This window comes from Granulicella pectinivorans (genome assembly GCF_900114625.1).
Lineage (GTDB): Bacteria > Acidobacteriota > Terriglobia > Terriglobales > Acidobacteriaceae > Edaphobacter > Edaphobacter pectinivorans.
Genome location: NZ_FOZL01000001.1, coordinates 275,494 through 301,696 on the forward strand (window position 1 = coordinate 275,494; position 26,203 = coordinate 301,696).

17 protein-coding genes are annotated in these 26,203 nt (G+C 57.9%); 9 read left to right on the forward strand and 8 right to left on the reverse strand.

Features of this window, described 5'->3' with window-relative positions; all coding sequences use genetic code 11:
• Positions 1–18 precede the first annotated feature (18 nt).
• The 3 genes from BM400_RS01110 to BM400_RS01120 form a co-directional block, all read right to left on the reverse strand.
• Positions 19–837 (reverse strand): HpcH/HpaI aldolase family protein, encoded by an 819-nt coding sequence (locus BM400_RS01110; protein ID WP_089841351.1) that lies wholly within the window; start codon positions 835–837, stop codon positions 19–21.
• An 18-nt stretch (positions 838–855) separates the two neighbouring features.
• Positions 856–3,345, reverse strand: coding sequence for a hypothetical protein (locus BM400_RS01115; protein ID WP_141223766.1), 2,490 nt, complete (start codon positions 3,343–3,345; stop codon positions 856–858).
• A 126-nt stretch (positions 3,346–3,471) separates the two neighbouring features.
• Complete coding sequence (locus BM400_RS01120) at positions 3,472–6,816, reverse strand: TonB-dependent receptor (RefSeq protein ID WP_089835827.1); 3,345 nt, start codon at positions 6,814–6,816, stop codon at positions 3,472–3,474.
• 388 nt (positions 6,817–7,204) lie between these two features.
• On the opposite strand from BM400_RS01120, the gene BM400_RS01125 reads away from it, so the two are divergent.
• The gene (locus tag BM400_RS01125; protein WP_089835829.1) at positions 7,205–7,963 is read left to right on the forward strand and encodes a GntR family transcriptional regulator; all 759 of its coding nucleotides are present in this window, start codon (positions 7,205–7,207) and stop codon (positions 7,961–7,963) included.
• Here BM400_RS01125 and BM400_RS01130 read toward each other — a convergent pair.
• Positions 7,960–9,249 (reverse strand): MFS transporter, encoded by a 1,290-nt coding sequence (locus BM400_RS01130; protein WP_217644058.1) that lies wholly within the window; start codon positions 9,247–9,249, stop codon positions 7,960–7,962. The genes BM400_RS01125 and BM400_RS01130 overlap by 4 nt on opposite strands.
• A gap of 359 nt (positions 9,250–9,608) precedes the next feature.
• On the opposite strand from BM400_RS01130, the gene BM400_RS01135 reads away from it, so the two are divergent.
• Entirely contained in the window at positions 9,609–10,487 is an 879-nt protein-coding gene (locus tag BM400_RS01135) for a dihydrodipicolinate synthase family protein (RefSeq protein WP_175528806.1), read from the forward strand.
• Between the two features lie 105 nt (positions 10,488–10,592).
• Here BM400_RS01135 and BM400_RS01140 read toward each other — a convergent pair whose 3' ends face one another.
• From BM400_RS01140 to BM400_RS01150, 3 genes are all read right to left on the reverse strand, one after another.
• Complete coding sequence (locus BM400_RS01140) at positions 10,593–12,188, reverse strand: fucose isomerase (RefSeq protein WP_089835832.1); 1,596 nt, start codon at positions 12,186–12,188, stop codon at positions 10,593–10,595.
• Between the two features lie 337 nt (positions 12,189–12,525).
• Entirely contained in the window at positions 12,526–13,605 is a 1,080-nt protein-coding gene (locus tag BM400_RS01145; RefSeq protein WP_175528807.1) for a tetratricopeptide repeat protein, read from the reverse strand.
• Positions 13,606–13,720: 115 nt separating this feature from the next.
• Entirely contained in the window at positions 13,721–17,155 is a 3,435-nt protein-coding gene (locus BM400_RS01150; RefSeq protein WP_089835837.1) for a TonB-dependent receptor, read from the reverse strand.
• A gap of 595 nt (positions 17,156–17,750) precedes the next feature.
• On the opposite strand from BM400_RS01150, the gene BM400_RS01155 reads away from it, so the two are divergent.
• The 7 genes from BM400_RS01155 to BM400_RS01185 all read left to right on the forward strand — a co-directional run bounded on the left by BM400_RS01155 (position 17,751) and on the right by BM400_RS01185 (position 25,162).
• A complete protein-coding gene (locus BM400_RS01155) occupies positions 17,751–18,413 on the forward strand; it encodes an RraA family protein (RefSeq protein ID WP_217644059.1) in 663 nt (220 codons plus the stop codon).
• Between the two features lie 18 nt (positions 18,414–18,431).
• Positions 18,432–18,761 carry a UxaA family hydrolase gene (locus BM400_RS01160; protein WP_217644060.1) on the forward strand — a complete coding sequence of 110 codons (330 nt, stop codon included), beginning with the start codon at positions 18,432–18,434 and terminating at the stop codon, positions 18,759–18,761.
• Positions 18,754–19,959 (forward strand): UxaA family hydrolase, encoded by a 1,206-nt coding sequence (locus BM400_RS01165; RefSeq protein ID WP_089835844.1) that lies wholly within the window; start codon positions 18,754–18,756, stop codon positions 19,957–19,959. Before BM400_RS01160 ends, BM400_RS01165 begins: the two co-directional genes overlap by 8 nt.
• Complete coding sequence (locus BM400_RS01170) at positions 19,952–20,770, forward strand: SDR family NAD(P)-dependent oxidoreductase (RefSeq protein ID WP_245781617.1); 819 nt, start codon at positions 19,952–19,954, stop codon at positions 20,768–20,770. The genes BM400_RS01165 and BM400_RS01170 overlap by 8 nt, the downstream gene beginning before the upstream one ends.
• Positions 20,771–20,929: 159 nt before the next feature.
• Complete coding sequence (gene fucP, locus BM400_RS01175; protein ID WP_089835846.1) at positions 20,930–22,243, forward strand: L-fucose:H+ symporter permease; 1,314 nt, start codon at positions 20,930–20,932, stop codon at positions 22,241–22,243.
• A 95-nt stretch (positions 22,244–22,338) separates the two neighbouring features.
• On the forward strand, positions 22,339–23,841 hold the full coding sequence (locus BM400_RS01180) for an alpha-L-fucosidase (RefSeq protein WP_089841357.1): 1,503 nt from the start codon (positions 22,339–22,341) through the stop codon (positions 23,839–23,841).
• 232 nt (positions 23,842–24,073) lie between these two features.
• Positions 24,074–25,162: a LacI family DNA-binding transcriptional regulator gene (locus BM400_RS01185; RefSeq protein ID WP_089835848.1), complete on the forward strand. Its 1,089-nt coding sequence runs from the start codon at positions 24,074–24,076 to the stop codon at positions 25,160–25,162.
• Positions 25,163–25,192: 30 nt separating this feature from the next.
• Here the strand turns inward: BM400_RS01185 and BM400_RS01190 are convergent, their stop codons facing one another.
• Entirely contained in the window at positions 25,193–26,197 is a 1,005-nt protein-coding gene (locus BM400_RS01190; protein ID WP_217644063.1) for a zinc-binding alcohol dehydrogenase family protein, read from the reverse strand.
• Between the last annotated feature and the right edge of the window lie 6 nt (positions 26,198–26,203).

Genomic DNA, 26,203 nt, shown 5'->3' on the forward strand with positions numbered 1-26,203 from the left:
TCTTATTCTGACTCATCTTTAGTAGAACGTGCTCTGCTCGCGCGGCTTGTCTTTGATGCCCAGTGGCTCAAGCAGATGCTGGGCTCCAAGCTTCATCAGGCCAAGCTCCGTCACAGACTGAAAGAACTGAAACCCGTCGGCATGAAAACGCTTTACATCCGCCGCACTCCCGGCTGGACGGCCAAGCCATTTCCCATGCCGCTTGGCGGCCGCGACAATTTTTGCGATTGCCTCATCGAGCAGAGGCTCATCCTGGCGTCCGCGCAGACCGAGCGAGAACGATAGGTCGCTGACCCCGATAAAGATCACATCCACACCCGGGGTCGCAGCAATCTCCTCAATCGCGTCCACTCCCGCAGCCTCTTCAATCACGCACACGACGAGTACGTTCGCGTCGGCGGAGTCATAATAATTCCCCATTGCCGGCCACGTTGAGACCGCCAGCCCAGCTCCGGATCCTCTCCGTCCAAACGGTGGGTAGTGGCATCCCTGGGCCGCAACCGTAGCACGTTCCGGCGTCGACACAAACGGGAAGATAACGCCCTGCACTCCCTGGTCCAGCACCCGCTTCGCCATCCACACTTCGGCCCACGGCACCCGCGCAAAGACGGGCGCCGGAAGCCCACGTGTTGCCATCACCATGTTCCGCAGCGATTCCAACGACAAGGAGGAATGCTCCATCTCAGCCCAAAGAAAGTGAAAGCCCAGCGTGGCAGCATATGCCGCGGTCTCAAGGTTGTTCGAAGTTACCGTCATACCGATGACATACTCGCCCGCCTTCAATCGCTCACGGACTACGCTCCATGTATCGGGAGACGCCGGGTGTACTGCAGCCATGTACTCCTCCGCCATCGGTCAGTCTCCTTTCTTCGGGACAGGCTTCAGCATCACTTCCGCCAACTGGCATCCGCGGCCATTGCCGCCGAGTCCCGTTTCGCGCGTCCACGTCAACCGGAGTTCGCCACCTGCTGTCGCGGCACGCGGCACCGCAAACGTCTGCGGAGCGGGAGGCCATGGACGCAACTGCAGTGGATGAATCTCAAGCGCATCGTTCGCCATCAACTTCGTCTTCACGCCGCGCGAATCGCCGGAAATCACCACCTGCAGGACATACTCCACATCCGGATCGAGTCCCTTGTAGTGCATCTTTAACGGGGCCTCGTATAAGCTCTCCGCCCAGTGCTTCCACGCCATCGGTGCATTCGCCCCATAGTGATCGGGATAGCTGGTTCCCACATGCGGTGACCTCCGGAAATCGAAATCGCCTTCCACCTCTTCGATCACGAGGTGTGGCCGATTGCCCACGTTGCCCAACTCATCATAAAAGCCGCCCGGGCCGGGATTCGTGCGATCCAGCAGCGCGCGAGTCGCGGCAATCTTCTCCTCCTGATCTTCGATCTTGCTGATTGCGCCGAGCTGCTTCAGGAAGTACGGTCCGTCCGTAACGGGATGATCGATTGTATCCAGGGGCGCGCCGCGATCGACCGCTTCTCCCTGGAAACGCTCCACGGCAAGCTGTTGATGAATGCTCTGCAACAGCGCGTAGCCAAGTTCCGCGATCCGTGTTCGCAGGGCCGGGGCCACCGGCTGCAGTGTGCTCTCGCGCAGCGTTCGCATCGCGTCCTCAATTAGATTCTGCGGATCGATGCCGTTCGCGGGCTCCCTCGCCGGGACCGCTCCGATCCCCCACGGGACCGATGCGAATCCGATGTCCTCGATCCTGCCAAGTATGCTCTTCGCCTTCGCCAGTTCGCCGCTCTCGAACAGCAGACGCTGGCGCACATAGGCATCGCAACATGCACGGAACATCGCCTGCTGCCACCGCCAGTTCTCGAGCAGGAATGGAGATGCGCTCCGCTCAATCGACATGAACTTCTGCAGTGTCACATCCACCAGCTCATTCGCCGCCAGCGGTCCGAGCCAGTTGTTCTCCAGGTCCAGTAGCCCCTGGGCAAAGCCCGAACCATCTTTGGCGCCGATGAAGTAGCGCCCAAAGTCCCGCATCGCGTCGGTTGCCGTCATATTCGGGTCCCACGCCAGCAGGCTCCAGAGGAACTTGTTCGCATCGTCGTTACAGCCTTCCGAGTAGCTTACAAAGCCCGATGTGTACTTCAGCTCCGAGCGCAGAATCGCCGCCTCCGCTTCAGGCCTCGGATTGATGATCTCGCGCCCCTCCGTCAAGGCATACGCAATGTCCCAGTTGTTCATCGAATACTGCGACTGGATGCTGTGCGTGATGTCCGGATAGAACCGGATTGGATACTTCGCTGGAAGCGCTTTGCGCAACTCTGCGATCGAGCTCCGGTTCTGCGGTCCAAACACAATTCCATCCAGCCACGTCTGCGTGTGCGGCTCGTTCACCATCGTCTGGAACTCCACAAGCCACTCTGCATTGAACGACTGCGGCGACATCCACATCTGCACCTGGGGGTGTGTCTTGCGCAGGTTCGCCTTCTCCTTTTCAAGGAGCGGCAGCATATACTTCGGCTCGGTATGCCCAGGGTCGCCACCGGGAACAAATACGATGTCCAGCCGCGGCATATCATGCATGACGTCTGCCCAATCGCGAATTTCCGCTTCCAGTGTTTGCTTGTCGCTGTAGTCCCTGGCCATCGCGGGATACCAGATCGAAACATCCAGCCCGTATTTGTCGCAGATCCTCGACATCTCGATCAACATCTTCTTGGGATGAATCGGAAAGTGTGGGCTATCCGAAAGATCATCGGAGATTGGAGGCAGCAGCTCCACTGTGTTGGTGCCGAAGATCGCCAGCTCACGAATGTATTGGTCCCACATTTCGACCGTCCACGCATCGTACGCGTTCGTCTTCGGACGATAACCCAACTGATGTCCGCGAATCGCGTAGTGCGGTGAGCTCGTCAGGTTCAGCGCCTTCCGATTCACGGCAACGGTACGCCGCTCCAGCGAACACAGGCGCAGCAGTTTACCGGCACCAAAGATCAGTCCCCGCTCATCGCTTCCACAAACGGCGATCCAGTCGGGTCCGCTGGCAATGGCATAGGACTCCACAGGCAGCTTCGAGGCCTTCGCCGCCACCGATGCCACGATGCTTCCCAGACTATGCCATGAAGCCCGCGTTCCCAGGTAGATCTTTACCGAGCCTGTCGAGCCAATCGTCCACTCCACGCCGCAGCGCTTCATGATCTCGTCGACCATCATCTCTGCCGCGACCTGCTCCCGCTTTGCTGGCTGAGCGGGCAACACCAGGGAGACATTGTTCAGTTCCGTCCATCCAGACTCGATCGCATGCAGTAATCCGGCCCGGCCCATTCCGGAGATGACAACCGTGGCTGCTGTCCCTTGCAGAAATGATCTACGCTTCATCGTTCCGATCTCCTTGTAAAAGTGAGGCACGGTTTGGGCCGCGCCCTCCCAAAAAAATCACCTGCAGGTTCGGTTCTGAGGGTGGTGCCATTCCATGAGCTGAAAGCTTTTGGTATGGCCCGTACATTACCAGTGGAACCGAAGGGCAAACTGCAACTGACGCGCCGTCGCTCCGGGTGCCAACGCCGAGATCTTCCCCGCCGCTGCCGATCCGATGCTATTCCCCGGGAACGAAAAGTTTGCCGTGTTGGCAATGTTGAAGAACTCAGCACGGAATTGCATGCCCAGTTCGCCCTCGATGTGGAAGTCTTTGTGAAGACCGGCGTCGATCGTCTGGTACATCGGCCCGATGAGAATGTTACGACCCGCGTTGCCGAACGAGTATTGTGCAGGTGCCACAAAGCAGGTGATGTCGTAATAGGCCGCGAGCGTCCGCTGACCAGCAGGTTTGGCTCCGTTGCATACGCGATTCGGCCGAAGGAAGGTTCCGGTATTCGCCGAAGCATTCGACGACATCGACACCGAGAACGGAGCCCCGCTCTGCAGGGTGACGATACCGGTCAGATCCCATCCGCCGATTGCGCCGTCCACCAAAGCATTGGTATGGTTTGCGTGCTGGCGGCCACGACCGAACGGAAGCTGATATACCGGGCTGAACGTGAAGCGGTGACGATGATCAAAGTCGGACAGGCCGTAATCCGCCGAGAGATTGCGTGGGTTCTGAATATTGATGCGCGATTCGCCTGAAGAGGAGTTGCCACCCGATCCCTCATCCATACTGCGGCTCCACGTGTAGGCTGCGAGATACTGCAGCCCATGCCATGGGCGCTGTTCCGCCGAGAGTTGCAGCGCGTTGTAGCTCGACACGCCGCGGTTTTCCCATGCTGAAATCGATGAATAGGCGGCATACGGCTGCCGAGCCAGTACGGCCCCAGGACCCGGGATCGCGACGTCCTCGTTCAAAGCGATGCCGAGGTGTCTGCCCATGGATCCGACATACGACCCACGCGCTACGAGCGAGTTGGTCACCTGGCGTTCCAGAGTCAGGTTCCACTGGTAGACATATGGAGTCGGATTCCGCTGCGGGAAATACACCACCGTCGGCACGTTCGTCGCCGAAGGTGTCAGCGGAATACCCGTCGAAGTCGACAGGCACTGGTTCACGCCGTCGCATGTTGTCGAGAACGTTTGCGCGAAGGGGTAGTTGAGAAAGAGGCGTGCCGACGATCCCGTTCCCTGCTCATCAAAGAAGTACGCGCCGAAGGCGGAGCGTATGACATTCTTGTCGCCCAACTTGTACGCGAGGCTGACACGAGGGGTGAAGTTCAGCTTACGGGTCTGAATGATGCCGCGGCTGTACCCACCCTGATTGGCAAGAGCAATCGTTCCCGTTCCGCCGGGTACCGACGCGATGACTCCGCCATCCGGGATGAAGTTCGACTGTCGATCCTTGCGGTCGATCGGCGAGGTGAACAGGTCGTATCGAACTCCGACGACCGCCGTCAACCGGGGCGTCAAGCGCCACGTATCCTGCGCAAACGCACCGATTTCGTTGTAGCTGATGTACGGTGTCCCCTGCGGCAGAATCGACTTGGTCGAACTCACTGGGATGCCTAACAGGAAGTCCGCAAAACCCGAGCCGCCCGTCCCGGAACCATTGTTCGTGTAGGCACCGGTGAAGCTGAGCGCGCCGGACGGCGCGGAGAGCTGGTTGAAGCCGAAGTTGTTGTGGACCACGCTTGCGCCAAATCGGAAGGCATGCGCCCCAACGTTGTAGAGCAGGCTATCCGAGATCTGAATCGTGTTCTGAGGCACAATCTCCGGCTGGAAACTTGCGCTGTACCCGCTGAAGCCCGAAATCGACAGACTGGCAAGACCCGTTCCATCGGTATTTGAAGCGGTATTCGCGCCCAGAAGACCGAGCGCCGCGGACGTGTTGTATCCGGTATCGAGCGGGGACACGCGCAGTATGAAGCGTGTGAATCCGAGTGCGAGTTCGTTGACAACGTTCGAAGAGAACATGTGCGTTTCCTGCAGAGTCGCCTGCATCGACGGCGCATGGTTGTTCCGGTTCGCTCCGGCAAACGCAAGCGGATTGAAGGCACCGCCGGTCAGCACCGGAGTCTTGGGAAAGCTCACATCGGCACGACCGTTCGTGTACTGCACAAACATGCTGTCTTTGGGAGAGGCAACGTAATCGAAGCGTACATCGTACTGATGCTGAACATTGACCTGCAGATTGTTGTAGCGGAAGTTATTGGCATTGCCGGCAATGTTGGCCTGCGGCAGAATCTGCAGCAGCTTCACCGCCACGGGGTCAAACCGCGAAGGATCGATCTGGTTTCCCGCAAACGGCGTACGGCTCTTGGTTGCCGCGACATACGTTGCGGGGTCATACACGTTTGCGAAGCCAGCGAAGTTCCCTGCCCGCATGGCAGCCGTTGGCACGCTCGTAATGGCCGTAGGAGCGGTGTGCGTAATCAACCCCTGATAGTCGGTGAAGAAGAACAGCTTGTCCTTTACGATAGGGCCGCCCAGCGCTGCACCAAACTGGTTCTGCTGAAACGGTGGCTTGGCTGCGTCGAAGTACCCACGAGCATCCAGCGCCGAGTTACGAATAAATTCAAAGACCGCACCATGAAATGCGTTGCCTCCCGAGCGTGTCACGACATTCACCACCGCGCCGCCCGCTGCGAACTGCGCGTCCGAGTTGCCGATCTGCACCTTGAACTCCTGGATGTCTTCCAGGTTGGGGAATACCTTCGCCGTACCGACCGACTGATCCACGTCATTGATGCCGTTGATCATGTACAGGTTGAAACTGCCGCGAGCACCATTGGCGGTAATGGACGTACCCGCCCGCTGCGTTTCATTACCGCTGCCCGTCGCACGCACACCGCCCACCGCGCCTGAGTTCACGCCCGGTACCAGAAGTGCCAGTTGCGAGAAGTTGCGCCCGTTCAACGGAAGCTGTACCACCGGCTCACGAGAAATTACGTTGCCCAGCTCGCCGGACTCCGCATTCAGCAGCGGAGCATCACTGGTGACACTCACAGTCTCTGTGACCTGCCCGACCTTCAAGGTAAAGTCCTGCCCGAGGGTCTGTCCGACCTGCAGGGTCATCCCACTGCTTAGGGCGCCCTCAAAGCCAGGTGCCGTCACCTTCACGGAGTATGAACCCGGCTTCAGGAAGCCGGCCGAGTAGTAACCGCTGTTGTTGGTGACGATCTTCGTCGAGACGTTCGTCTGCTGTTCGACGATGTTCACGGACGCGCCGCTGACCACCTGACCCTGTGCATCGGTGACGCGCCCGGAGATCGTTCCGGTGGAGTTCACCTGCGCCTGTATGGGAGAGACAAGTGTCAGGAGTAGGGCAAACATCGCCATGATGCGCAGGAAGTGCTGTGAGTGTGAGATACGCACGTGGGAGACCTTTCCAGAGAGGTAGCGGCTGTTGCGTCGATTTTTCATGGTTCGCCTTCGCACTCGTCCGGGGTTGAAAGATTCGTCCCGGCAAAGGGTAGGGATTTTGACTCGACGAAACTATACGCACGCGCATATCGGTTGTCTACACATGAAATACATAAATTTCCTATTCGACACCAGGAGACTTTAAAAACGCAATCTGGAAGAGGGCGGAAACGCTACCACATGTCGAAATCTTTTCTCCAAACCACATCAATAGAACATCTTACAGACGCTACGATCCGGAACGGACTCGCCTCCCTTCGCGAGAAGTGCGGATCGGTTTTATGTCGACATGCTGCATACTTTATGTTTTGACCAAATTCTCCGGGAATCACGCACATGTTGTGTATGCTGCTTCTTGTGCGCAATCTTTCTCTCTCGTCGGAAACCAATGAGAACTAAAGGCAAAGTAAAATCGAGCAAGCCGAAGTCCACGATTCGCGAAAAGGCGTACCAGTACATTCAGAGCCGCATCGCCGAGGGAACTCTTCCGTCGGGCGGCGCCATCTCCGAACTCCTCCTCGCGAGGGAACTCGGCAGCAGTCGCACCCCGGTGCGCGAAGCGATCAGCCAGCTTGTCTCCGAAGGCCTACTGGAGCAGACGCCCAATCGCGGTACAGTCGTCGTGCGCCTCACCCGCGAAGATATTGTCGACCTCTATGAACTCCGTGAAGCGCTCGAAGTTTACGTCGTTGCCAAGGTGACCCGCGAGCAGCTTCCGGCGGAAGACCTCAAGCGTCTTGAACAGCTATCCCATGGCATCCTGACGCTGGTCGAAGAGCTGCAGGCATCCGGGGAGCAGCATCTCAACGCTGAGCAGATGTCGCGCTTCGTCGCCTCGGATCGCGGCTTCCACACGCTCTTGATGGCCTTCTCCTTCAACCCGCGCATCCGGAAAATTGTCGACGAAACCCGGCTTTTGATCCGCATCTTCGCGATGCGCCGCCTCGGCTATGGTGTCGCTAAGCTCAAGCACATTCACGCGCAACATGCAGCGATCATCCAGGCCATCGTCGACCGCGATCCGGAACTCGCAACGCTGCGTCTGGCCGAACATATCCAGATCAGCAAGCAGGAGCGCCTCGACGAATTCGACCGCAACCGCCGCGCCAGCAGCATTGAGCAGAGCTACTCTGACCTGAACTTCTAGGCTGGAACCACGCCCTGCTCGATGGTCTTCCTGCTTCGTACACCGTGCAAATGCCGTGCCATCAGCAGCATCACAGCGCCAATCACCAGGTAGATTCCTGCCGTTGCGCTGATACAGGCGCTCATTCCAAAGCGCGCGGATCCTAGCGCAATGATCACGGGTGCCATTCCCCCGCCAAGCCATCCAAGCGAGTTCGCGATGCCGGCAGCCGTTCCGCGATTCTCAATTGCGACCACGTCATACAGGCCTGCAATGATGTTTGCATCGTACAACCCCTTGAAGTAGCCGAAGCCGATCATCGCCAGCACCAGGATGGGCACGGAGAGCGTCCATCCGGTAAGGAACAGGAACGGCGCCCCGAGCAGGAGTCCGATCGCCTGCGTAAGCTGCCGCCCGCCGCCGCGCCTCCTGGAGAAGCGGTCTGCCAGCACGCCCCCGCAAAGTACCCCCAGGAAAGAAGCCGCCTGCAGATACAGGCTGGCATTCAACCCCGCCATGGAAAGGCTCATGTGGAACTTCTGATAGAGGAACGTGGGTAGCCATGTCAGGAACACGACGGCTACAAAATTCGCCCCCATAAAGATCCCAATGAGAACAAGCACGGTACGATTCCCGAGAATCTCCTTGAGCGCGGTCGACGTCTTCTTCCTTGCCGCCTGCTCATTTCCCCGCAGCTCCGACTGCCCCCGCACCGGTTCGCGCAGCAGAAAGATCAAAACCAGTCCCAGCACCACGCCACCTCCGCCGAAAACCAGGAAGCTTGCGCGCCACCCACCGTGCTGGCCCACTACCGCGGAGATGGAGCCGCCGGCAATACTGCCCGCATAGACAGCCGTCTGGTGCAGCGACATCGCACGCGACCGCGTCCTTGGTCCGTGATAGTCGCTGATCATGGCCATCGCGGCGGGGAAGTAGAACGCCTCTCCAAGGCCGCCCAGAGCCCGGCACCAGATCATCTGATGGTACGTGTGCGCAAACGCTGTCGCGCCCGTCACCACCGACCAGAAGACCAGAGCACCCAGGATGAGCGTTTTGCGTGACACTCGATCGGTCATCCACCCGGTGAACGGCCCACAAAGCGCATACATCCACATAAAGCACGAGCCGAGAACGCCCAGTTGCACATCCGTCAACGCCATCTCGGTCTTGATCAGCGGGAAGAGCGAAAAGATTGCCTGACGATCCGCATAGTTGAACAGAAAGACGAACCACAGCAGGCCGATCGTGAACCATTTTGTCCGGGGGTTCCCTGCTCCTCGTTCAGCTCTGGCCGCCATGTTCGTCATTCGTCATCCTTTTTTGCGGAATCCGCGGAACAGAAGCCGCGGCACACTCGTTATAGTGCAACGATGCATCACCTGTCGACATACGCTCGGCGATTCCGCCGAGAGCAGACATCGCCTTTTCATCGATGATTGCCGCAAGACCGCCGGATGAAGGGAGATAGAGCTGATCCAGCGAGGTACAAGTATTTGGGTTGATGTATCCGAATTGTCGACATTTTGATCGTACGATGTGTATAGTGGCTTCAATTGGCGGAACGACAGCCTCGGTTGCACACGAATGTGTCTTGCATGTGTGATTCCCATCAACTCAAAGGCCGTATGCTGCGGCCTCTCTTCATGCGTTTGGCAAGGTGAATGTTTTGATCGATTTTCGTGGTGTGTACGCCGCTCTTCTCACTCCTCGTAGCGATGCCGGCGAACTGGCCATCGCTTCCTATAGCAGGCAGCTCTCAGAAATTGGAAAGACTCGCCTCACCGGCTATGCCATCAACGGGGCAACAGGTGAGTTCACCCTCTCCTCTGACGCCGACCTCGAACTCCTCACGAAGACGACCCGCAGCCATGCCCCCGGCGCCCAGATTCTCTGCGGCATCGGGGCCGGGGACGTTCGCCTCACCGTCCGCAAAGCCCGCATCGCACAGGCCGCTGGGGCCGACGCGACGCTGCTCCCAATGCCCTGCTTCTTCCCCTACCGCCAGGACGATCTGGCAACATACATCTCCGCGGTGGCCAACGCCGTCGAGCTCCCCATTCTGCTCTACAATCTCCCGCAGTTCACGTCAGGTCTCTCTACCGACACGGTCCTTGCGCTCTTCGCCAAGCATCGCAACCTTGCCGGCATCAAGGACTCCAGTGGCTCGCTCGAGATCGTTCGCGCCATGACCTCGGCAGGCCTCCCTCACGCGCGTCTCATCGGCAACGACGGCGCGCTCTGCGACGCCCTCACCGAGAAGGTCTGCGACGGCGTCGTCTCCGGTGTAGCCTGCACACTTCCCGAGCTGATGTCGACGTTGTTTGCCGCAGCCGGCACGGGCGATTTCTCCAGCAAGCGCGCTCTGCTCGAGCAGTTCCTCGAACAGTTGGGTGCTCTGCCTACGCCATGGGGTCTCAAAGTCACCAGCGCCCTCCGCGAATTTACGCAGGCGAGCTACCCCTTCCCGATGTCCACGGAACGCGAAGCCGAAGCCTCGAGGCTGAGCACGTGGTTCAGTGGATGGTATCGGCAAACACTTGCTTGAAAGCACGACGGAGGGACAGACGGCCCGCTGGATTGCCTCTCCACATGGAGCGATTGGAAAACGGCTTGGCACAGGGTATGCACCCTCGTCCCAAGCCGATCTTTTCTATTTACCCGTGACACCGCATAACGACACGGCCATGCCCATCGCCTCAAAGCAAGCGGACTTCGCCATCATCGCCTCATCCGCGCTGGCTGCGTCATGCGCGTACGCCACCTGGATGTGGTTGGCCTTGTGCTGTGCCATCAACGCGTCGCGCGACACCCCGTGCAGCACTGCGCTCATCATCGGCCATTGCGGCGTCGTCATCGCCCACCGCCGAGCCGTCTCTTCCGGCGGGAGGTCGACAACCGTGGCCCGTCCCAGATCGGCTTTCAGCGTGTCGTTCTCCACATACACGCGGCTCCAAACCACTTCACCCGGATGACTGTTGCCTTTCAGCGTACCTCCACCCAGCCGAAAGTACATGGGCGGCTGCCGCTCGCTGCTCGCTGCCTTGTAACCACCTGTAAAGTGAGCCGCGGGAGCCGCCCCGGAGATCTCCAGAACCCACACAAACTCCCCATTGAAGTTCTCGCCGAACCGCAGATCGTGCAGTGTGGTTTCCGGAGGCAAACCCATCTCGCGCCATATCCTGTGGGTCACCAGCGCATCGATCCCCGCGCACTCATCCACCTCATTGAAGTGCGGCAGCGCCACACCGGCGAAGAGTTCGCGCGTCCCGTCAGCCGACCACACCGGCGGCCGCTCCGTATTGTTCAATAGCCCCTCTACAAGATCCGAAGCCGGCAGCACATCCTTCAGGCCCTGCTGATACTGAATCCCAATCGCATCGCAGCCAAATGTATCCGCAATCCGCACTGCGGCCACATACATCTTCAGCTGCAGTAGCACCTGCGCCCTTGTCAGCTCCGTCGCTTCGTCCGTGCCGAAATGGAATGTCATTCCGCGCGCGAGCAGCCACTCCAGCGCAGCCTGAGCGTCAGCATCGTCGACCTGCGAAGTCGCATACGCCAATGCCGACTGGCTCAGCCGTTCCTTGAAGATGCCTGTGGCATGCAGCAAGTGGTCAGGCACAATCGCATTGAACATTCCCATGCAGCCTTCATCGAAGACGCCGAGAATCGCCTTCTCCTTCTTGAGCCTGGCCGCCGTCGCCTGCCCGATCACCGCGGCGCGACCTGTCGCTCCGGCAAATGCATGGACATGGGAGCGATCATGGGTCACGGTCCCGTCTTTCAGCCATTCGTCCAGGCCTTTCAGGAAGAACGCATCGGTAAAGTCCACGCTCCAGAGTGACGAATACGCCACGCCTGCCTTCGTCAGCGATCCATTCAGATTCAGCAGACCCACCAGCCCCGGCCACTGACCGCTCCAGTTCGCGACCGTCAAAATCGGTCCCTTGTGGGTCGTCAACCCGGCCATCACATGATGCGTATACTGCCACACGGCCTCTGCAACGATCAGCGGGGCATCTTCCGGAATTCCCTGAAAGACATCCATGCCGTACCGTTGCGAGTCCAGAAAGCCATGCTTCTTCTCCGGCACATAAGGATGCGCCCGCTGAACGTTCCATCCTGCGTGCTCCACCGCCCTTGTCAGTTGCTCTTCCAACTGCTTCTGCGCAGGCCAGCACATCTCATTTGCATCGGGGCGAAGGTCGCCGCTTGCCACCAGGTAAACCGTCTTCGTATCCGACATCGTCACTCCTATAGCTTTTCCGTTTTGATCGCTGAGTCCACACCGCGGCTATCATACGGTCGGCTAAATATGGATGTCTACATTGAATCGTGAATTGAACACAGGCTGTCGACAATTAAACCTTCAGCCGGTTTCGTGTGAACGATTCGATCGCCGTTCCAAATGTAGAAAGAGTCGAGATGCCATGCACAACGGGTGCTACGAGGAATGTGGCAACCGGGAGGTCACCAGATGAGATTGAGCTCGTAAGTACAGTCCGCTTGAGAACGACGCCTGGGCTATACAGGGACGACAGCAGCGTTGCAAAATCGTGCTGGCGGGTTAGCGTTCGGGCTCTTCATCTCTGAATGATGTTGAGAGCTGCGACAGCGTCACGATCGTCGGGATTGAGCCTGAGGGCGGTATGAAGCTCCTCGGCACCTTCATTGAGATTTCCGATGTGGCAGAGTGCGAGGCCGAGGTTTCGGTGGAGACCTGCCGCGATGGAACAGTCTCCGCATTGGGAAAGGGCGTTGTGGAGGAGTTCGATGGCCCGCGGCCAGTCCTGCTGCTGCGATGCGGCGTAGGCCTCATTCCCCAGCGTCTTAATGGGGTCGAGCCTGGCGTCCTGGATGCGAACCTGGTTGAACTGTTGCATCAGGGTGCGCGATTCATCCGGGTTCTGTGGTTTGAGCTCGCGGGCTAGCATGTAGACGGCATCGCCAGCGTGCGGATTGAGCTCGACGGCGCGGCGTAGAGCTGCGATGGACTCCGCATGCCTGGACTGCTCTGCAAGGCTGCGGCCCAGGTAGAAGAAGGCGCGGTCGTTGGTGGGTTGGAGTTGAACCACGCGTTGCCGCAGTTCAATCTCGCGGGCGAGATGGCCTTCTTCGCGTTCGAGGAGCGACCAATAGAAGAAGATGGCGGGGTTGTCCGGCTCCAGCTTGCTGGTGATGGCGAACTCCCTGGCCGCCTCCGAGTTGCGATGCAGGTCAGCGAGAATGCGGGCACGATTGAGGTGAGCCTGCGGAGAGCGGGGCCTAAGAGCCAACGCGGCAGCGGTTTCGGACAGCGCAGCATCGAGCTGGAGCGCATCGGCCAGGGCAAAGGCAAGATCAAGATGGTTTTCGGCAATCTTCGGTTGGAGCCTCACGACGTTACGAAAGAGATCTATGGCCTGCTGATACTCACCCATGCGTCCCTTCACCTTGGCGCTAAGACGGAGCACATCGATGTCGCTGGGATCGAGAGTCTGGGCCTTGGCGAGCACGGCCTCGGCCTCAGCAAGACGATTCGAGGCCGCGAACTGCTCCGCCTGCAGGTACAGGGAGCGGTTAGCCGGCCCCGACGCGGCTGTGGTGGTTCTGGAAGAGGTCTGCGCAGACGCGAAGTTGGTACTGAAGACGCCAATGAAAATGCAGGTGATGAGGGCTGCCATGCATGTCTGGCGAGACGCAATCGGTGATTTGGGGTGAAAGATCATGGAAGGCTGGGTCAATGCAAGGATACGCTCGCCGGGGCGAAGGCAGAGAGCCTCCGCCCCGGAAGGGTGCCTAGAACATCAGTTTTCCGCTCAGTTGGATGGATCGGGAGCCACTGGCCGTAGCTCCTATCTGCCCGAACTGAGCATCTCCGAGGGTTGAGTCCGGTTGGCCGAAGATGGGATGGTTGAAGACGTTGAATGCATCGATATTGAACCTTGCATGGAAGCGATCGTAGATGGGGACCTCTTTCAAGATGGACATGTCGAAGCTGTTGTAGAACTGGGTGCGAAGACTATTGCGGCCTTCCGTTCCGTAGGTGTACTGGGCGGGGATGGCAAAGGCGTTCGGGTTGAGCCAGTTTTTGTGAGACTGATTGACTGCGTTCGTTGGGCCGGTAATGTTGGGGCGTTCGTAGCCGGTGTTTCCGATGTTGGCGATATCGGTGTTGATGTTGACGGTATAGGGAGTACCGCTGTGGAGCCGGACGAATCCGCTGGTCTCCCAGCCCCCGACCAGAAGGTCGAGTGCGCGGCTGTTGATGTTGACCGCTTTCCCTCTTCCGATGGGGAGTTGATAGTTGTAGGTCGCGACGAAGTTCTGCGGCACATTGAACGCAGATACACTGCGCTCCGCACGAATGTTATAGATCTGCTGAATGTTGCAGCCTTCCGTTCCGAAGAAGCCGGAGCAACCCTCGTCGATCGACTTGGACCAGGTGTAGGCGACGGTTGCGGCGAGTCCGCGGAAGAGAGAGCGGGTGAGTTGGACCTGGAGGGAGTTGTAGTTGCCCGAGCCGTTGCTGCGCGTGTAGTAGGTGGGTTGAATGTAGGAGTAGGGGCGGCGTGCCGTCGGGTCTCCTGGGCCGGGCGTGGTGGCTACGTTGTAGTAGCCGCCAACGCTGAGGCGCCGGTTGATGGAGCCGACGTAGGAGGCAGAGACCACAGTCGTCTTGTCGAGCTGCCTTTGAACGCCGAGGTTGTACTGGAGCGAGTAGGCGTCCTTGGTGTTTGGATCGACGAACCAGTTGAACTGGTTGAACGGGGTCGCCGAGGGGAGTGCAGTGAGGGCCGGAAGGTTCTGCGTGGTATATCCGGGGAACGGATTAGCTGCGGTGGGATTGTTGATGCCCGTCTGGGCGATCTGAGCCACTGAGGGCCAGTTTCCGCTGACGCCGCGAACGTTCTGCACGAGTGCTGCGTAGTTGTCGAAGGCAAGTCCGATTCCACCGCGGACCACAGTCTGCGGCCCGATGCGGTAGGCGGCACCGAGGCGAGGTTGTAGATTGTTGTACTGGTTCTGGAAGACGCGCCCGTCCGTACTTGCAACAACGTGAGCGGGCAGCGAACCATCCGGAGTTGGAATGCAAGGCGCTGTGCCCAGGCTGGCGCAGGAGCCAGGAACTTTGTAGACGATGTAGGTGCCATTGTTGAAGTCATAGTTTCCGACGGACTGGTTGCCATCCTGCGGTCTACCGAACTTTGGGATAAAGGCGAGATCGTAGCGTAGCCCAGCGTTAAGGGTGAGTGCGGGAGTGATCTGGAACTGATCCTGCAAGTAGTAACTGAAAACACCACCGAAGCTAAGCGACTCAACGACGTTGCGTTTCGTGAAGGCGCCAGGAACGCCGAGGACGAAGGATGCTGCTGCATCGCCGGACGTATCGCCGAGGAGGCTGTTGGTTTCCTGGGCGCGCATCTGGATGTTTGCGTACTGGATATCCTGTGCCTCGCCGATGCCGTTGAACTCAACTCCGGTCTTGATGGTGTGCTTGCCAACGACCTGGGTAAAGTCTCCCTTGCCCGACCAGCTATTGGCAGTGGTTTGCGGTGTCCCGGACTCCCCTTGTGCTCCGAAGTACCCGTCGGCCGAGATGCCGGGGACGAGGTTACCGACTGTCACATAGCCGGAGTCGAGACCGGATTGAAATCCAACCAGCGAGGAGAGGTTGGAGGGCACACCCACAAAGCGCTGGATGGAGTTACGATTCTCGTAGGTTCTGCCGGCCTGAACGTGCAAGACGCGGTTCGCCCCAAAGACGTGAGCGTAGCTGCCCACGAAGGAATAGCCGCTGGTGATGGTGCTGTTTGGAAGCAGGCTGGGGCCGCCGGTCTGGTTGCCGCGGATGTTCATGAAACGGAAGTAGGCGGAGTCCTTCGCTCCGATCGTCTCATCGATGCGAGCATCGAATGAGTTCAACGATTGGGTGCTGGGAGAGTTCTGAAAGGCATTGCCGATGGGAAGCGGCGTCGAAGTGTAGGCGGGAAGAGCGTACTTCGCGTAAGCAATATCCCCTTGATTCAGCCGCCCTGGAGCGATCTTATTCAGAATGCCCTGGTAGGAGAACTGCGTACGACTGCAGGTGCCACTGGGAGTGCAAACGGTGCTGGCAGGGTCGTAAATCTTGGGCAGACCGGCCGCGGTAAAGTCTCCGGCAAGCTGGGCAGGTGTGGGCACGAAGTAATAGCTTGTGCTCGGACTGTTGAGACGGAATCCCTCATAGGCGGCAAAGAAGAAGGTCTTATCCTTGCCATGATAGAGATGAGGAATGATGACGGGCCCACCAAAGCTTGCGCCGAACTGGTTTTGCTTCTGTTGCGGCACAGAGGTGGAGAAGTAAGGGACTGCCTGAAGGGATGGGCTCTTGTTGTACTCCCAGGCCGAGCCATGAAAGACGTTGGTGCCGGACTTGGTTGCAACATTGATGGTTCCACCCGTGCTGCCACCGAACTCGGCTGAGTCGTTGTGCGACTGGAGCTTTTGATCCTGGATGGCATCGATCATCGGTTGGACGGCATAGGCGTTTCCGAAGGTCTCGATATCGAGGATACCGTCGACCACGAAGATGTCGCTTCGGTTGCCTTGTCCATTGACGGACGGGATGATAACTGGACCGATGGAGGTGGTGTAACTCGCCGATTGACTTCCCGAGACGACGACGGGCGAAACTCCTGGCGCGGTGGTGAGCAGCGAGGTGAAGTTGCGGCTGTTCAGGGGGATATCTTCGATCTGCTTTGAGGTCAGCGTGAGGCCGAGTTCGGAGCTGGAGGCCTGAATGCCTTGCCCGACAGCCTCTACCTCAACAACCTCTTGCGTTCCCGCCGCGAGGCGGAAGTCGAGGGTACTGGTCTGGTTGACCTGCAGGAGGAACGGCTTGAGCTTCTGTGGACTGAATCCCTGATAGGACGCCTGCAGGGTGTAGGTGCCGGGATTGATGTTCACGAAGAGGTAGTCGCCGTTCGGGTTCGTCACCGTCGTTGCGGCGACGGCCGTCTCGACGTTGACGAGTTTCAAGGTCGCGCCGACGATGACGGCATTGTCCTTGTCGTGTACGTTGCCACGGACGGAGGCCTGGGTGGTCTGTGCCTGCAACGGAGTTGCCGATACGAGGCAGAGGATCGTGAGGGCCGCTAAGAGTCCGGCACAAATCCGGCGAACAGGATTTTGCGTGTGACGAACGAGAAGATCGAGAGGGTGGAACTCTTTAGAGCGAGACTGCATCGTCATGGGTAGGTCTCCCGAGAATTTGAACGGCAGGCTTTCAATGCGTTTGCCGTTGTGATGGTGCTTCGTGGAATCGCTTGCTGTTCAGTGGCCTGAGTCTCTTGTCCTGCGTTCTGGAAATCGTTTACCCGAATTCATCCGTACGATCCACTTGTTGTTTCCAATTCAGACCGATTGGGCTCAGAGCGGGCGATCTCCGTGCACGAGGAAGTCGAGAATGTTCAGCGCGGAAAAATATAGGGAGTCCGCTCAGACGTGTCAATAAAATTCTTTACTTTAGCGGTTTCGTAAGCGAATGCGTTCTTTTTAGCCCCCTCGATTACGGAAAACGCCGGGAGCTTCATTGGCGTTGCGGTGCAACTTTGGCGAGCTTTCGGAGGAGCGAGGGGAGGTTTGGACGACGCGCCAAGATGGAAGGATCGCCGTCTTGCGTCTTCACGCTTCTCGCAGTTGTCCGGATAGAGTGCGATAGCGCTGAAAAGTTTACGAAAGCGCTAAAGTTCTTGACATTGGAACGAAGAGCCGCCTATATTTCGGGTCGGGCACAGCACAAGTTGATGGCCTACATGCTGGAGGAGGCACATTGTCAGAGCAGAGTTTGGCAAGCACAATCGAGAGCGAGCGCTTCGCCTTGATCCGGTCGACACTCTATACACCCGTGATTGGGGATATTCTCGATACCCTTGGATATTTTCATCAGTTTCTGCCTCAGGCTATCCAGCCGATGCAGCAGGAGATGCGTCTGGTTGGCAGAGCTCTGCCCGTCCAAATTGCGGATGCCTGGGGGAAGCAGCTCGCACCCTTCGGAAAGATGACCGAGGTGTTGGATTCGATCAACCCGTTCGATATCTACATCGCCACGGGCGGCTCTATGAACTGCGCGGCCTGGGGCGAGATTATGACTGCGACCGCAAAGGTGAGGAAAGGGGCCGGTGCAATTCTGGACGGGTTTCATCGTGATACTCCACGAGTCCTGGAGCAATGTTGGCCTGTGTTCAGCCGTGGACGCTACGCGCAGGATGCCGGAGTTCGATCCAAGGTTGTCGACTTCGGTTGCCGCATCGAGATTGGCGGGGTTGCGATCGATCCAGGAGATCTCATCGTTGCGGACCTCGATGGTGTAGTTGTCGTTCCACGATGCGTGGAAGAGCAGGTGATCGAGCTGGCATTGGCGAAGGCCAAGGGGGAGAAGGTCGTGCGGAAGGCGATCGAGGCCGGCATGTCGAGTACGGAAGCTTTCCACACGTTTGGGATTTTGTAAACGAGAGTGAGTGATTTCATGACGAAGCGGTGCTTCCAAGTGCAGGCGGAAGACAATGTTGCCACATTGCTGGAAGACGCGGAAGCGGAAAGCGTTGCGCTGCTGGGCTTGAGCGCAAAAGCGACTGTCGTGCTGCTTGAGCCGGTAGTTCTGGGGCACAAGGTCTGCACACGTGCGATTGCTGCGGGAGAGCTCGTCATCAAGTATGGCGTTCCGATTGGAGTGGCGACACGGTCCATCCCGGTAGGAGCGTGGATCCACCTTCACAATTGCGCCAGCCGAGTGGACGAACGTTCCAACCGGCTGGAGATCCCGCACGACGCAGGAAGGGACATCGGCCATGACTGAACGAAGCTGGGACGGTTATCTCCGCGAGGATGGACGCAAGGGAATACGAAACCTGATTCTTGTGCTGTATACGGTGGAATGTGCGAGCTTTGTGGCGCATGCCGTTGCGAACGGTGAGCCGGATGTTCACGTGGTTGGGTTCGCGGGATGCTACGACAACGCGTACGCAATTCGGTTGATGGAGGCGCTTGCGACACATCCCAATGTGGGAGCTTGCCTTGTCATCGGGCTGGGGTGTGAGTACACGCAGCCTGCTCGCTTGGCGGAGGTAGCCCGAGGATCGGGAAGGCCGAGCGCGTCGTTTTTCATCCAGGATCATGGCGGGACGCGCAGCGGTGTTGCTAAAGGCAAGGAAGAGTTGGCATCTCTGCGGAAGAAGCTTGCCGAGAAGACGGTGCATGTCTCGATGACTTGGCGGGATCTGGTGATCGGGGCGGAGTGCGGCGGCTCGGATGGAACCTCAGGGCTGGCGGGCAATCCTGTGGTTGGCCGCTTCTACGATCGTTTGATTGACTGTGGGGGAAGCGCTGTCTTCGAGGAGACGGTAGAGATGATCGGACTGCGCGACGTGCTGGTATCGCGGGCCGCGAATGAAGAGGCAGCTTTGCGTTTGAACCGGTCGTATGACAAGGCAGAGCGGTACTGCAAGTCGGTGCGTCAGTACTCGATCTCGCCAGGAAACTTCGCCGGTGGTCTCACGACGATTGAAGAGAAGAGCATGGGAGCGTTTGCAAAATCGGGGAGTCAGCCGATTGAAGGTGTGGTTGGAGTATCGGAGCGTTTGCCGCATGCGGGACTGTGGCTGCTCGATTCGGTCCCCGACGATCACTTCATGCAGTTCGGCTATACCAACCCAAACGATACCGAGGGAATTATGGATCTGATTTCAACTGGTGCGCACATGGTGATGTTTGTCACCGGACGAGGCAGCGTGATTGGCAGCCCGATCTCACCGTTGATCAAAGTGACCGGGAACACACGCACGTATGAGCGGATGCAGGACGATATGGACTTCAATGCAGGCAAGGTGTTGAGCGGTGAGAGCACGCTCGACGAAGCGGCGGAGGAGTTGATGAAACTCGTGGGGGATATTGCCTCGGGGACACTGAGCAAGCCGGAGGCGCTGGGCCACCGTGAATATTTCGTGATGTACAAGCACCAGGATGCGCCGCAACTGGAGATAGGCTGCCGTGCATAAGCCGAGGCTGGAATCAGACAAAAAGGGGAAGCTCCCGAAGACGTCACTGTTCGATTTGGAAGGACATGTTGCGGTGGTGATTGGGGGAACGACAGGAATCGGTCGTGCAATGGCGCTTGGGCTGGCTGATGCCGGTGCGGCGGTGGTCGCCTCGTCCCGGAGGGCAGAGCAGGTCGATGAGGTTGCGACCGAACTCGAAGCCAGGGGGGGCATAGCGCTGCGCATCACCTCCGATGTGTGCGATCGCAACTCACTGCAGACGTTGTGCGACCAGACCTTGCATGCATGGGGCAAGGTAGATATTTTGATCAACTGCGCTGGCATGACGCGCCGCGCACCCACGCTCGACTTCCCCGAGGACATGTGGGACAGCATTGTGGAAACAAATCTCAAGGGGACTCTTCGCGGTTGCCAGATCTTTGGAAAAGGCATGTTGGAACGTGGCTATGGAAGAATTATCAACATTGGCTCCATGACCACATTTCGCGGATTCTATGAGGTGGCGGCGTATGGTGCCAGCAAAGCTGCTGTAGGGTCGCTGACGAAGTCACTGGCGGTCGAGTGGTCGCGCCATGGAGTAACAGTCAATGCCATTGCTCCCGGAGTATTTCGCACTGGAATCAATGCCCATCTGCTGGACAATACGGAGCGGGGCCGCGAGTTTTTGACACGAACTCCTATGGGCAGATTTGGCGACGTCCAGGAACTCGTGAGTTCCGCAGTGTTTCTTGCGTCGCCTTCTGCATCGTTCATCACGGGTGAGATCCTCTCGGTTGACGGTGGGTTTCTGGCAAGTGGCGTGAATCATTGAGCGAGGGAGGGTCGCGTCGTTAACAGCAAGACTCGCCTCCTGAAGAAAGCTTCGTTTGAAACAGAAGTGTTTGCTGGCGTTTTGTAAATCGGATCAGGAGCTTCGTTGATGGTTTCAGAAACACGGCATGGCGGTGTGAAGCAGACGCATGGTAGCTCTATGTTCGGGAAAGGCAGTCTTGTGCCGGCTGTAATGGTGACTGCACTTTTCTTCTTATGGGGTATTCCGAATAACCTGAACGATATTTTGATCCGTCAGTTCATGAAGTCTTTTGCCATCACGCGTCTTCAGGCAGGGCTTGTACAGTCTGCGTTCTATATGGGGTATGTGCTTCTGGCGTTGCCATCTGCCCTTTACATGCGAAAGGCCGGATATAAAGCTGGCTTCATTCTTGGGCTTCTGCTCTTCGGCCTCGGGTCGGTGCTGTTCTGGCCCGCTGCGTTGGTGGGTCGCTATTCATTTTTTCTTCTGGCGCTGTTCGTGATGGCCAGTGGGCTTGCCTTCCTCGAGACGGCCTCGAACACGTTTATCGCACTTGCGGGGCCAGCGGAGAACTCCGAGCGCAGGCTGAATTTTTCGCAGGCATTCAATCCGCTGGGATCGATCGTTGGCGCTCTTATCGGGACGATGGCAATTTTATCCGGCGTGGAGCTGAGTGCCGCAAAGATCGCGGCCTTGAAGCAAGAGCACACCTATCAAGCCTATCTGCGGTTCGAAACACTGCGGGTGGTGCAGCCCTACGTATGGATGGGCATGGTTGCCTTTGTGTTTGCTTTCCTGATCTGGCGCACCACGTTCCCCCTGTTGAAGGACGATGTTGTCGATGTTGTCCCGGTGCAATCGAATTCCGGAAGCGCGAGCAGACTGGTGCGGCAACCGCGACTACTGTTCAGCATTGTTGCCCAGTTCTTCTATGTAGGGGCGCAGGTTGGAACGTGGAGCTACTTTATTCAGTATGTCCAGGAGTACACCGGCCAGCCCGAGAAGGTGGCTGCATACTTTCTCACCGGCACTCTGGTCATGTTCGGGATTGGCCGCTTTGCTTCGGCTTACCTGATGAAGTTCTATACGCCTGCGAGGCTGATGGGAGCCTATGCCGTGATCAATGTCGTGCTGGTGGCGATTGCGGTGCTGCATCCTGGCTGGGTCGGTGTGTGGATGATTTTCTTGACCAGCTTCTTCATGTCGCTGATGTATCCGACGATCTTTGCACTTGGCCTGCAAGGACTCGGCTCGGACAGCAAGCTTGGAGGCTCCCTGCTGGTGATGGCGATCGCAGGCGGAGCCGTGCTGACTCCTCTGATGGGGGTACTGGCGGATAGAAGTTCGAGCATTGCGCTGGCCTACACCATTCCACTGGCTGGCTACATCCTGATCGCCGGCTACTCCTACTTTGGCCAGTCTGGACACGAACGAGTTGGCCCTTCGCGGGAGCCTTCGCACGATGCGATCAACTCTCTTCTGGCACCCTAGAGCAGTTCCGTTCGGGTCAGACTTGGTTTGATTCGCAATGGCTCTGGGGTAACCACAACAAACACGCAACAGTACGCTTGAAGGAGAGCGAATCGATGAAACTCAACCGTAGAGCATTTGTAGCGCTGGCTGGTGCGACCGGTGTATCGGCCTTGGGTGGAAAGTATGTCCGGGCGGAAGAGCCCATGTTCCACCCCACCCTCGACTCCCTCTCGGCCTACAAGGCACCGGAGTGGTTCCGCGATGCGAAACTCGGAATATGGAACTGCTGGGGCCCCGAGGCGGTCCCAGAGATGGGCGATTGGTATGCGCGCAATATGTATGTCGAAGGGCATGCCCAATACGAAGATCACCTGAAGCGCTATGGCCATCCGTCGAAGGCTGGCTACAAGGACATCGTCGCGCTATGGCATGGAGAGAACTGGGATCCCGATCGCCTGATGGGAATGTATAAGAAGGCTGGTGCCAAGTACTTCTGCGCCATCGCTCAGCATCACGACAACATCGACTGCTGGAATTCGAAGTTCCATGGATGGAACTCCTACAAGATGGGTCCCAAGAAGGACATTATCGGCACATGGAGAGCTGTGGTGCGCAAGCATGGACTCCGCTTTGGAGTGACCGAACATCTTGCGGCGAGCTACAACTGGTACGGCATCACCAAGGGCGCCGACAAAGCGGGCCCATTCGCTGGGGTGCCCTATGACGGCGCGAATCCGGCGAACTACAGTCTCTATCACGAAGGCAATGCTGGCCGTGAGTGGAAGCAGTGGTATCGCGATGTCCCGGAATCGTTCCAGGTGGAGTGGTTCAACCGCATCAAAGATCTGGTGGATAGCTACGATCCAGACCTGCTGTATAGCGATGGGAGCCTTCCGTTCGGGGCACATGGACGCGAATTATTGGCGCACTTCTATAACGCCAATGCGCGGCGGCTTGGCCGTCTCGAGGCTGTCTACAACTGTAAGAAGGTAGAGGACGGGGGCCAGTACAGAGACGGCATGTGCGTCCGCGATCTGGAGCGCGGAGTACAAGATGGCATCGTCGCCGACCCTTGGCAGACAGACACTTGTATCGGGGACTGGTACTACAAGCGCGAGATCGAATACAAGACGCCGACCACAATTCTCCACATGCTGGTAGATATCGTCAGCAAGAATGGCAACTTGCTGCTCAACTTTCCACTGCGGGCGGACGGTACCTTGGATGCCAAGGAAGAGAGCATTATCGAGAGCATGGGGACATGGATGGCGGCCAACGGGGAAGCCATCTACGCAACTCGCCCCTGGAAGTTGTTTGGCGAAGGAACAAACGGCCCAACGGGTGCCATGTTTAACGAAAACAAACTCAACTATACTGCGGACGATATCCGTTTCACGACGAAAGGGGGCGCGTTGTTCGCGTTTGCGATGGCATGGCCTTCTTCAGGCAAGCTGCAGATTCGTTCGCTTGCCTCACAAACCCCTCATGCGGTTCGCATGGTAGATGGCGGAGACCTGCTGAAGTGGAAGAAGACCCCGAACGCCCTCGTCATCGAGCTGCCAAAGACGCAGCGTGGCGATCACGTGTTCGGAGTGCGGGTGGAGGGGGTTGTGTAGGGCTGCGGTACCCAGACAACAGGGAGGATGGCGAGATCTGACAGCTCTTTCGCCAGCATCCCTGTTGTCTAGGCGAACTCCTCCACTGAACCGATCTTGACAATGGTTCGTATTTTGGGAAAGCTACAAGCAAGAACATTCACTCTCTTCTTCGCTCCCGTCCATTGAGTTTATTTTTTGTTGCGGATTTCTACGATTCACGAACTTCAGCTTTGCAAGCAATGAGGGTCAGATGGCCATTCGGATGAAGGACATCGCAGATGACCTCGGGATATCCGTCGCGACGGTCTCCAAAGTTTTCCACAATCACCGCGACATCGGTTCTTCAACACGGGAGCGCGTGCTGCGCCGGATGCAGGAGTTGAATTACCAACCGAGCCTGCACGCTCAGGGGCTAGCTTCAGGCCGCACGATGATTGTCGGTCTCATTGTCCCCGATCTGGTTCACGCGTTCTTTTCAGAGGTTGCGAAGAGCATATCGGACGTCCTTCGCAAGAAGGGTTACGATCTGCTAATTGCCGCATCCGACGAAGATCCTGAGTTCGAGAAGCGCGAGATTGAGCAGATGATCCGCCGCCGCGTCGATGTTCTGATCGTTGCCTCATGCCAGGAGAATATCGCAAGCCTGAAGAAGGTCATCGAACAGAAAGTTCCCCTCATTCTGCTGGACCGCAACTTCAAAGGCTTCGGCGTCCATTTTGTTGGTACGGACGATTTGCGTGTGGGAGAGATGGCGACAGAACATCTGATCAACCAGGGACGCCGGATCATCGGACACATAGGCGGCCAGAAAGTGAGTACGTCCAAAGATCGCCTGCTAGGCTACAAGAAGGCTTTGGTGCAAAACGGCCTTCGCGTTTCAGAGCGTTACATTATCAAGCGGGCCCTTGGCGACATGTCGGCAGATACAACGGGCAAACAGGCAATGGACAAGCTGCTGCTGCTCAATCCCCAGCCCGATGCTGTCTTCTGCTACAACGATCCGGCTGCAATCGGTGCGATGAATGCTATTCTCGCAGCGGGATTACGGATCCCAGAGGACATCGCAGTGATCGGCTGCGGAAATATTCGCTACGCTGAGTCTCTCCGTGTTCCCCTCTCTTCTGTTGATATTCCACGGAAGGCACTGGGAGAGCACGCGGGAGAACTCGCGCTTCAGTTGGCGAGCAATAAGAAACTACTTCGAGCCAAGAACATACTGGTGGCTCCTAAATTGATTGTTCGTGAGTCAAGTCAAGCCCCGGAACGCAAATCAGAGAGTCATCTGCGCACTATACAAAAGCGGACTAAATCAGCGAGTCTCTCGAAGACAAAGAACTGAGTTTTGCGACAAGATGAGCTGAGTTGAGCATCAACCGAGTTGAATCATAATTTTTGTGTAGGCGGCAGGGTTCTCTGACCACCTCGATAAGATGCTCGGTGCTTCGTCGAGAGATACAACCGCCGTGACCGCCTCCTCAACCGGGAACGTGCCGGCCTCCAACATCGTGATGACGTCAAGAAAGTCCTGTGGCTGCGCGTTTCGCGATCCTAGAATATCCAGCTCTTTCTGCACAAACAATCTCGTCTCATACGCTACCGGCTCCTTGGCATAGCCGATGTAGACGACGCGGCCAGTGAATGCAACCTCTTCCACTGCCATGCGGAAGGTCTCTGGCAGGCCGATCGCTTCGATGACCACGTCGGGTCCACTCCCACCGGTAATCTCACGCAGCCTGGCACTGACGTCATCGCGACCGGAATGGATAAGCTCCGTTGCACCAGCAAGTCGCGCCGTCTCCAGCTTTGCATCGTCAAGATCAATGGCGATCGTGCGTGCTCCACGGAAGGCTGCCCCGGAGATAGCTCCAAGGCCGATGCCGCCGCAGCCAAAGACCGCGACGCAGTCTTGACTTGTGACGCGACCGCGAGCACAGGCGTGAAATCCAACGGTGAGCGGCTCCACGAGGCAGAGCTGCTTGAGGGGTAGTGTCGAAGGAAACACTTTGCTCGCGGGCACCACGATTCGCTCGGTGATGGCACCGTCGCGTTGCACCCCAAAGGTCCGATTGTCCTGGCATGCGTTCTCACGACCGCGACGACATGAAGAGCAGCGGCCGCAGCTTGTGTATGGCGATACCGTGACGCGAGTGCCGGCGGGGGTAGCGCTGTCACCCTTAAGAACGGTCGCGGCGATCTCGTGCCCGAGCACGCGCGGGTAGCTGATCAGCGGATTGCGTCCGCGAAATGAGTTGAGGTCGCTTCCGCACAGACCAACCATTTCGACCTTGAGCAGCAGCTCGCCTTCGAGGTGCGTCGGTTCATTCACTTCAGTGATGCGAGCGTCGCCTGCGGCAAGTAGGGATAGGGCTTTCAATGGACA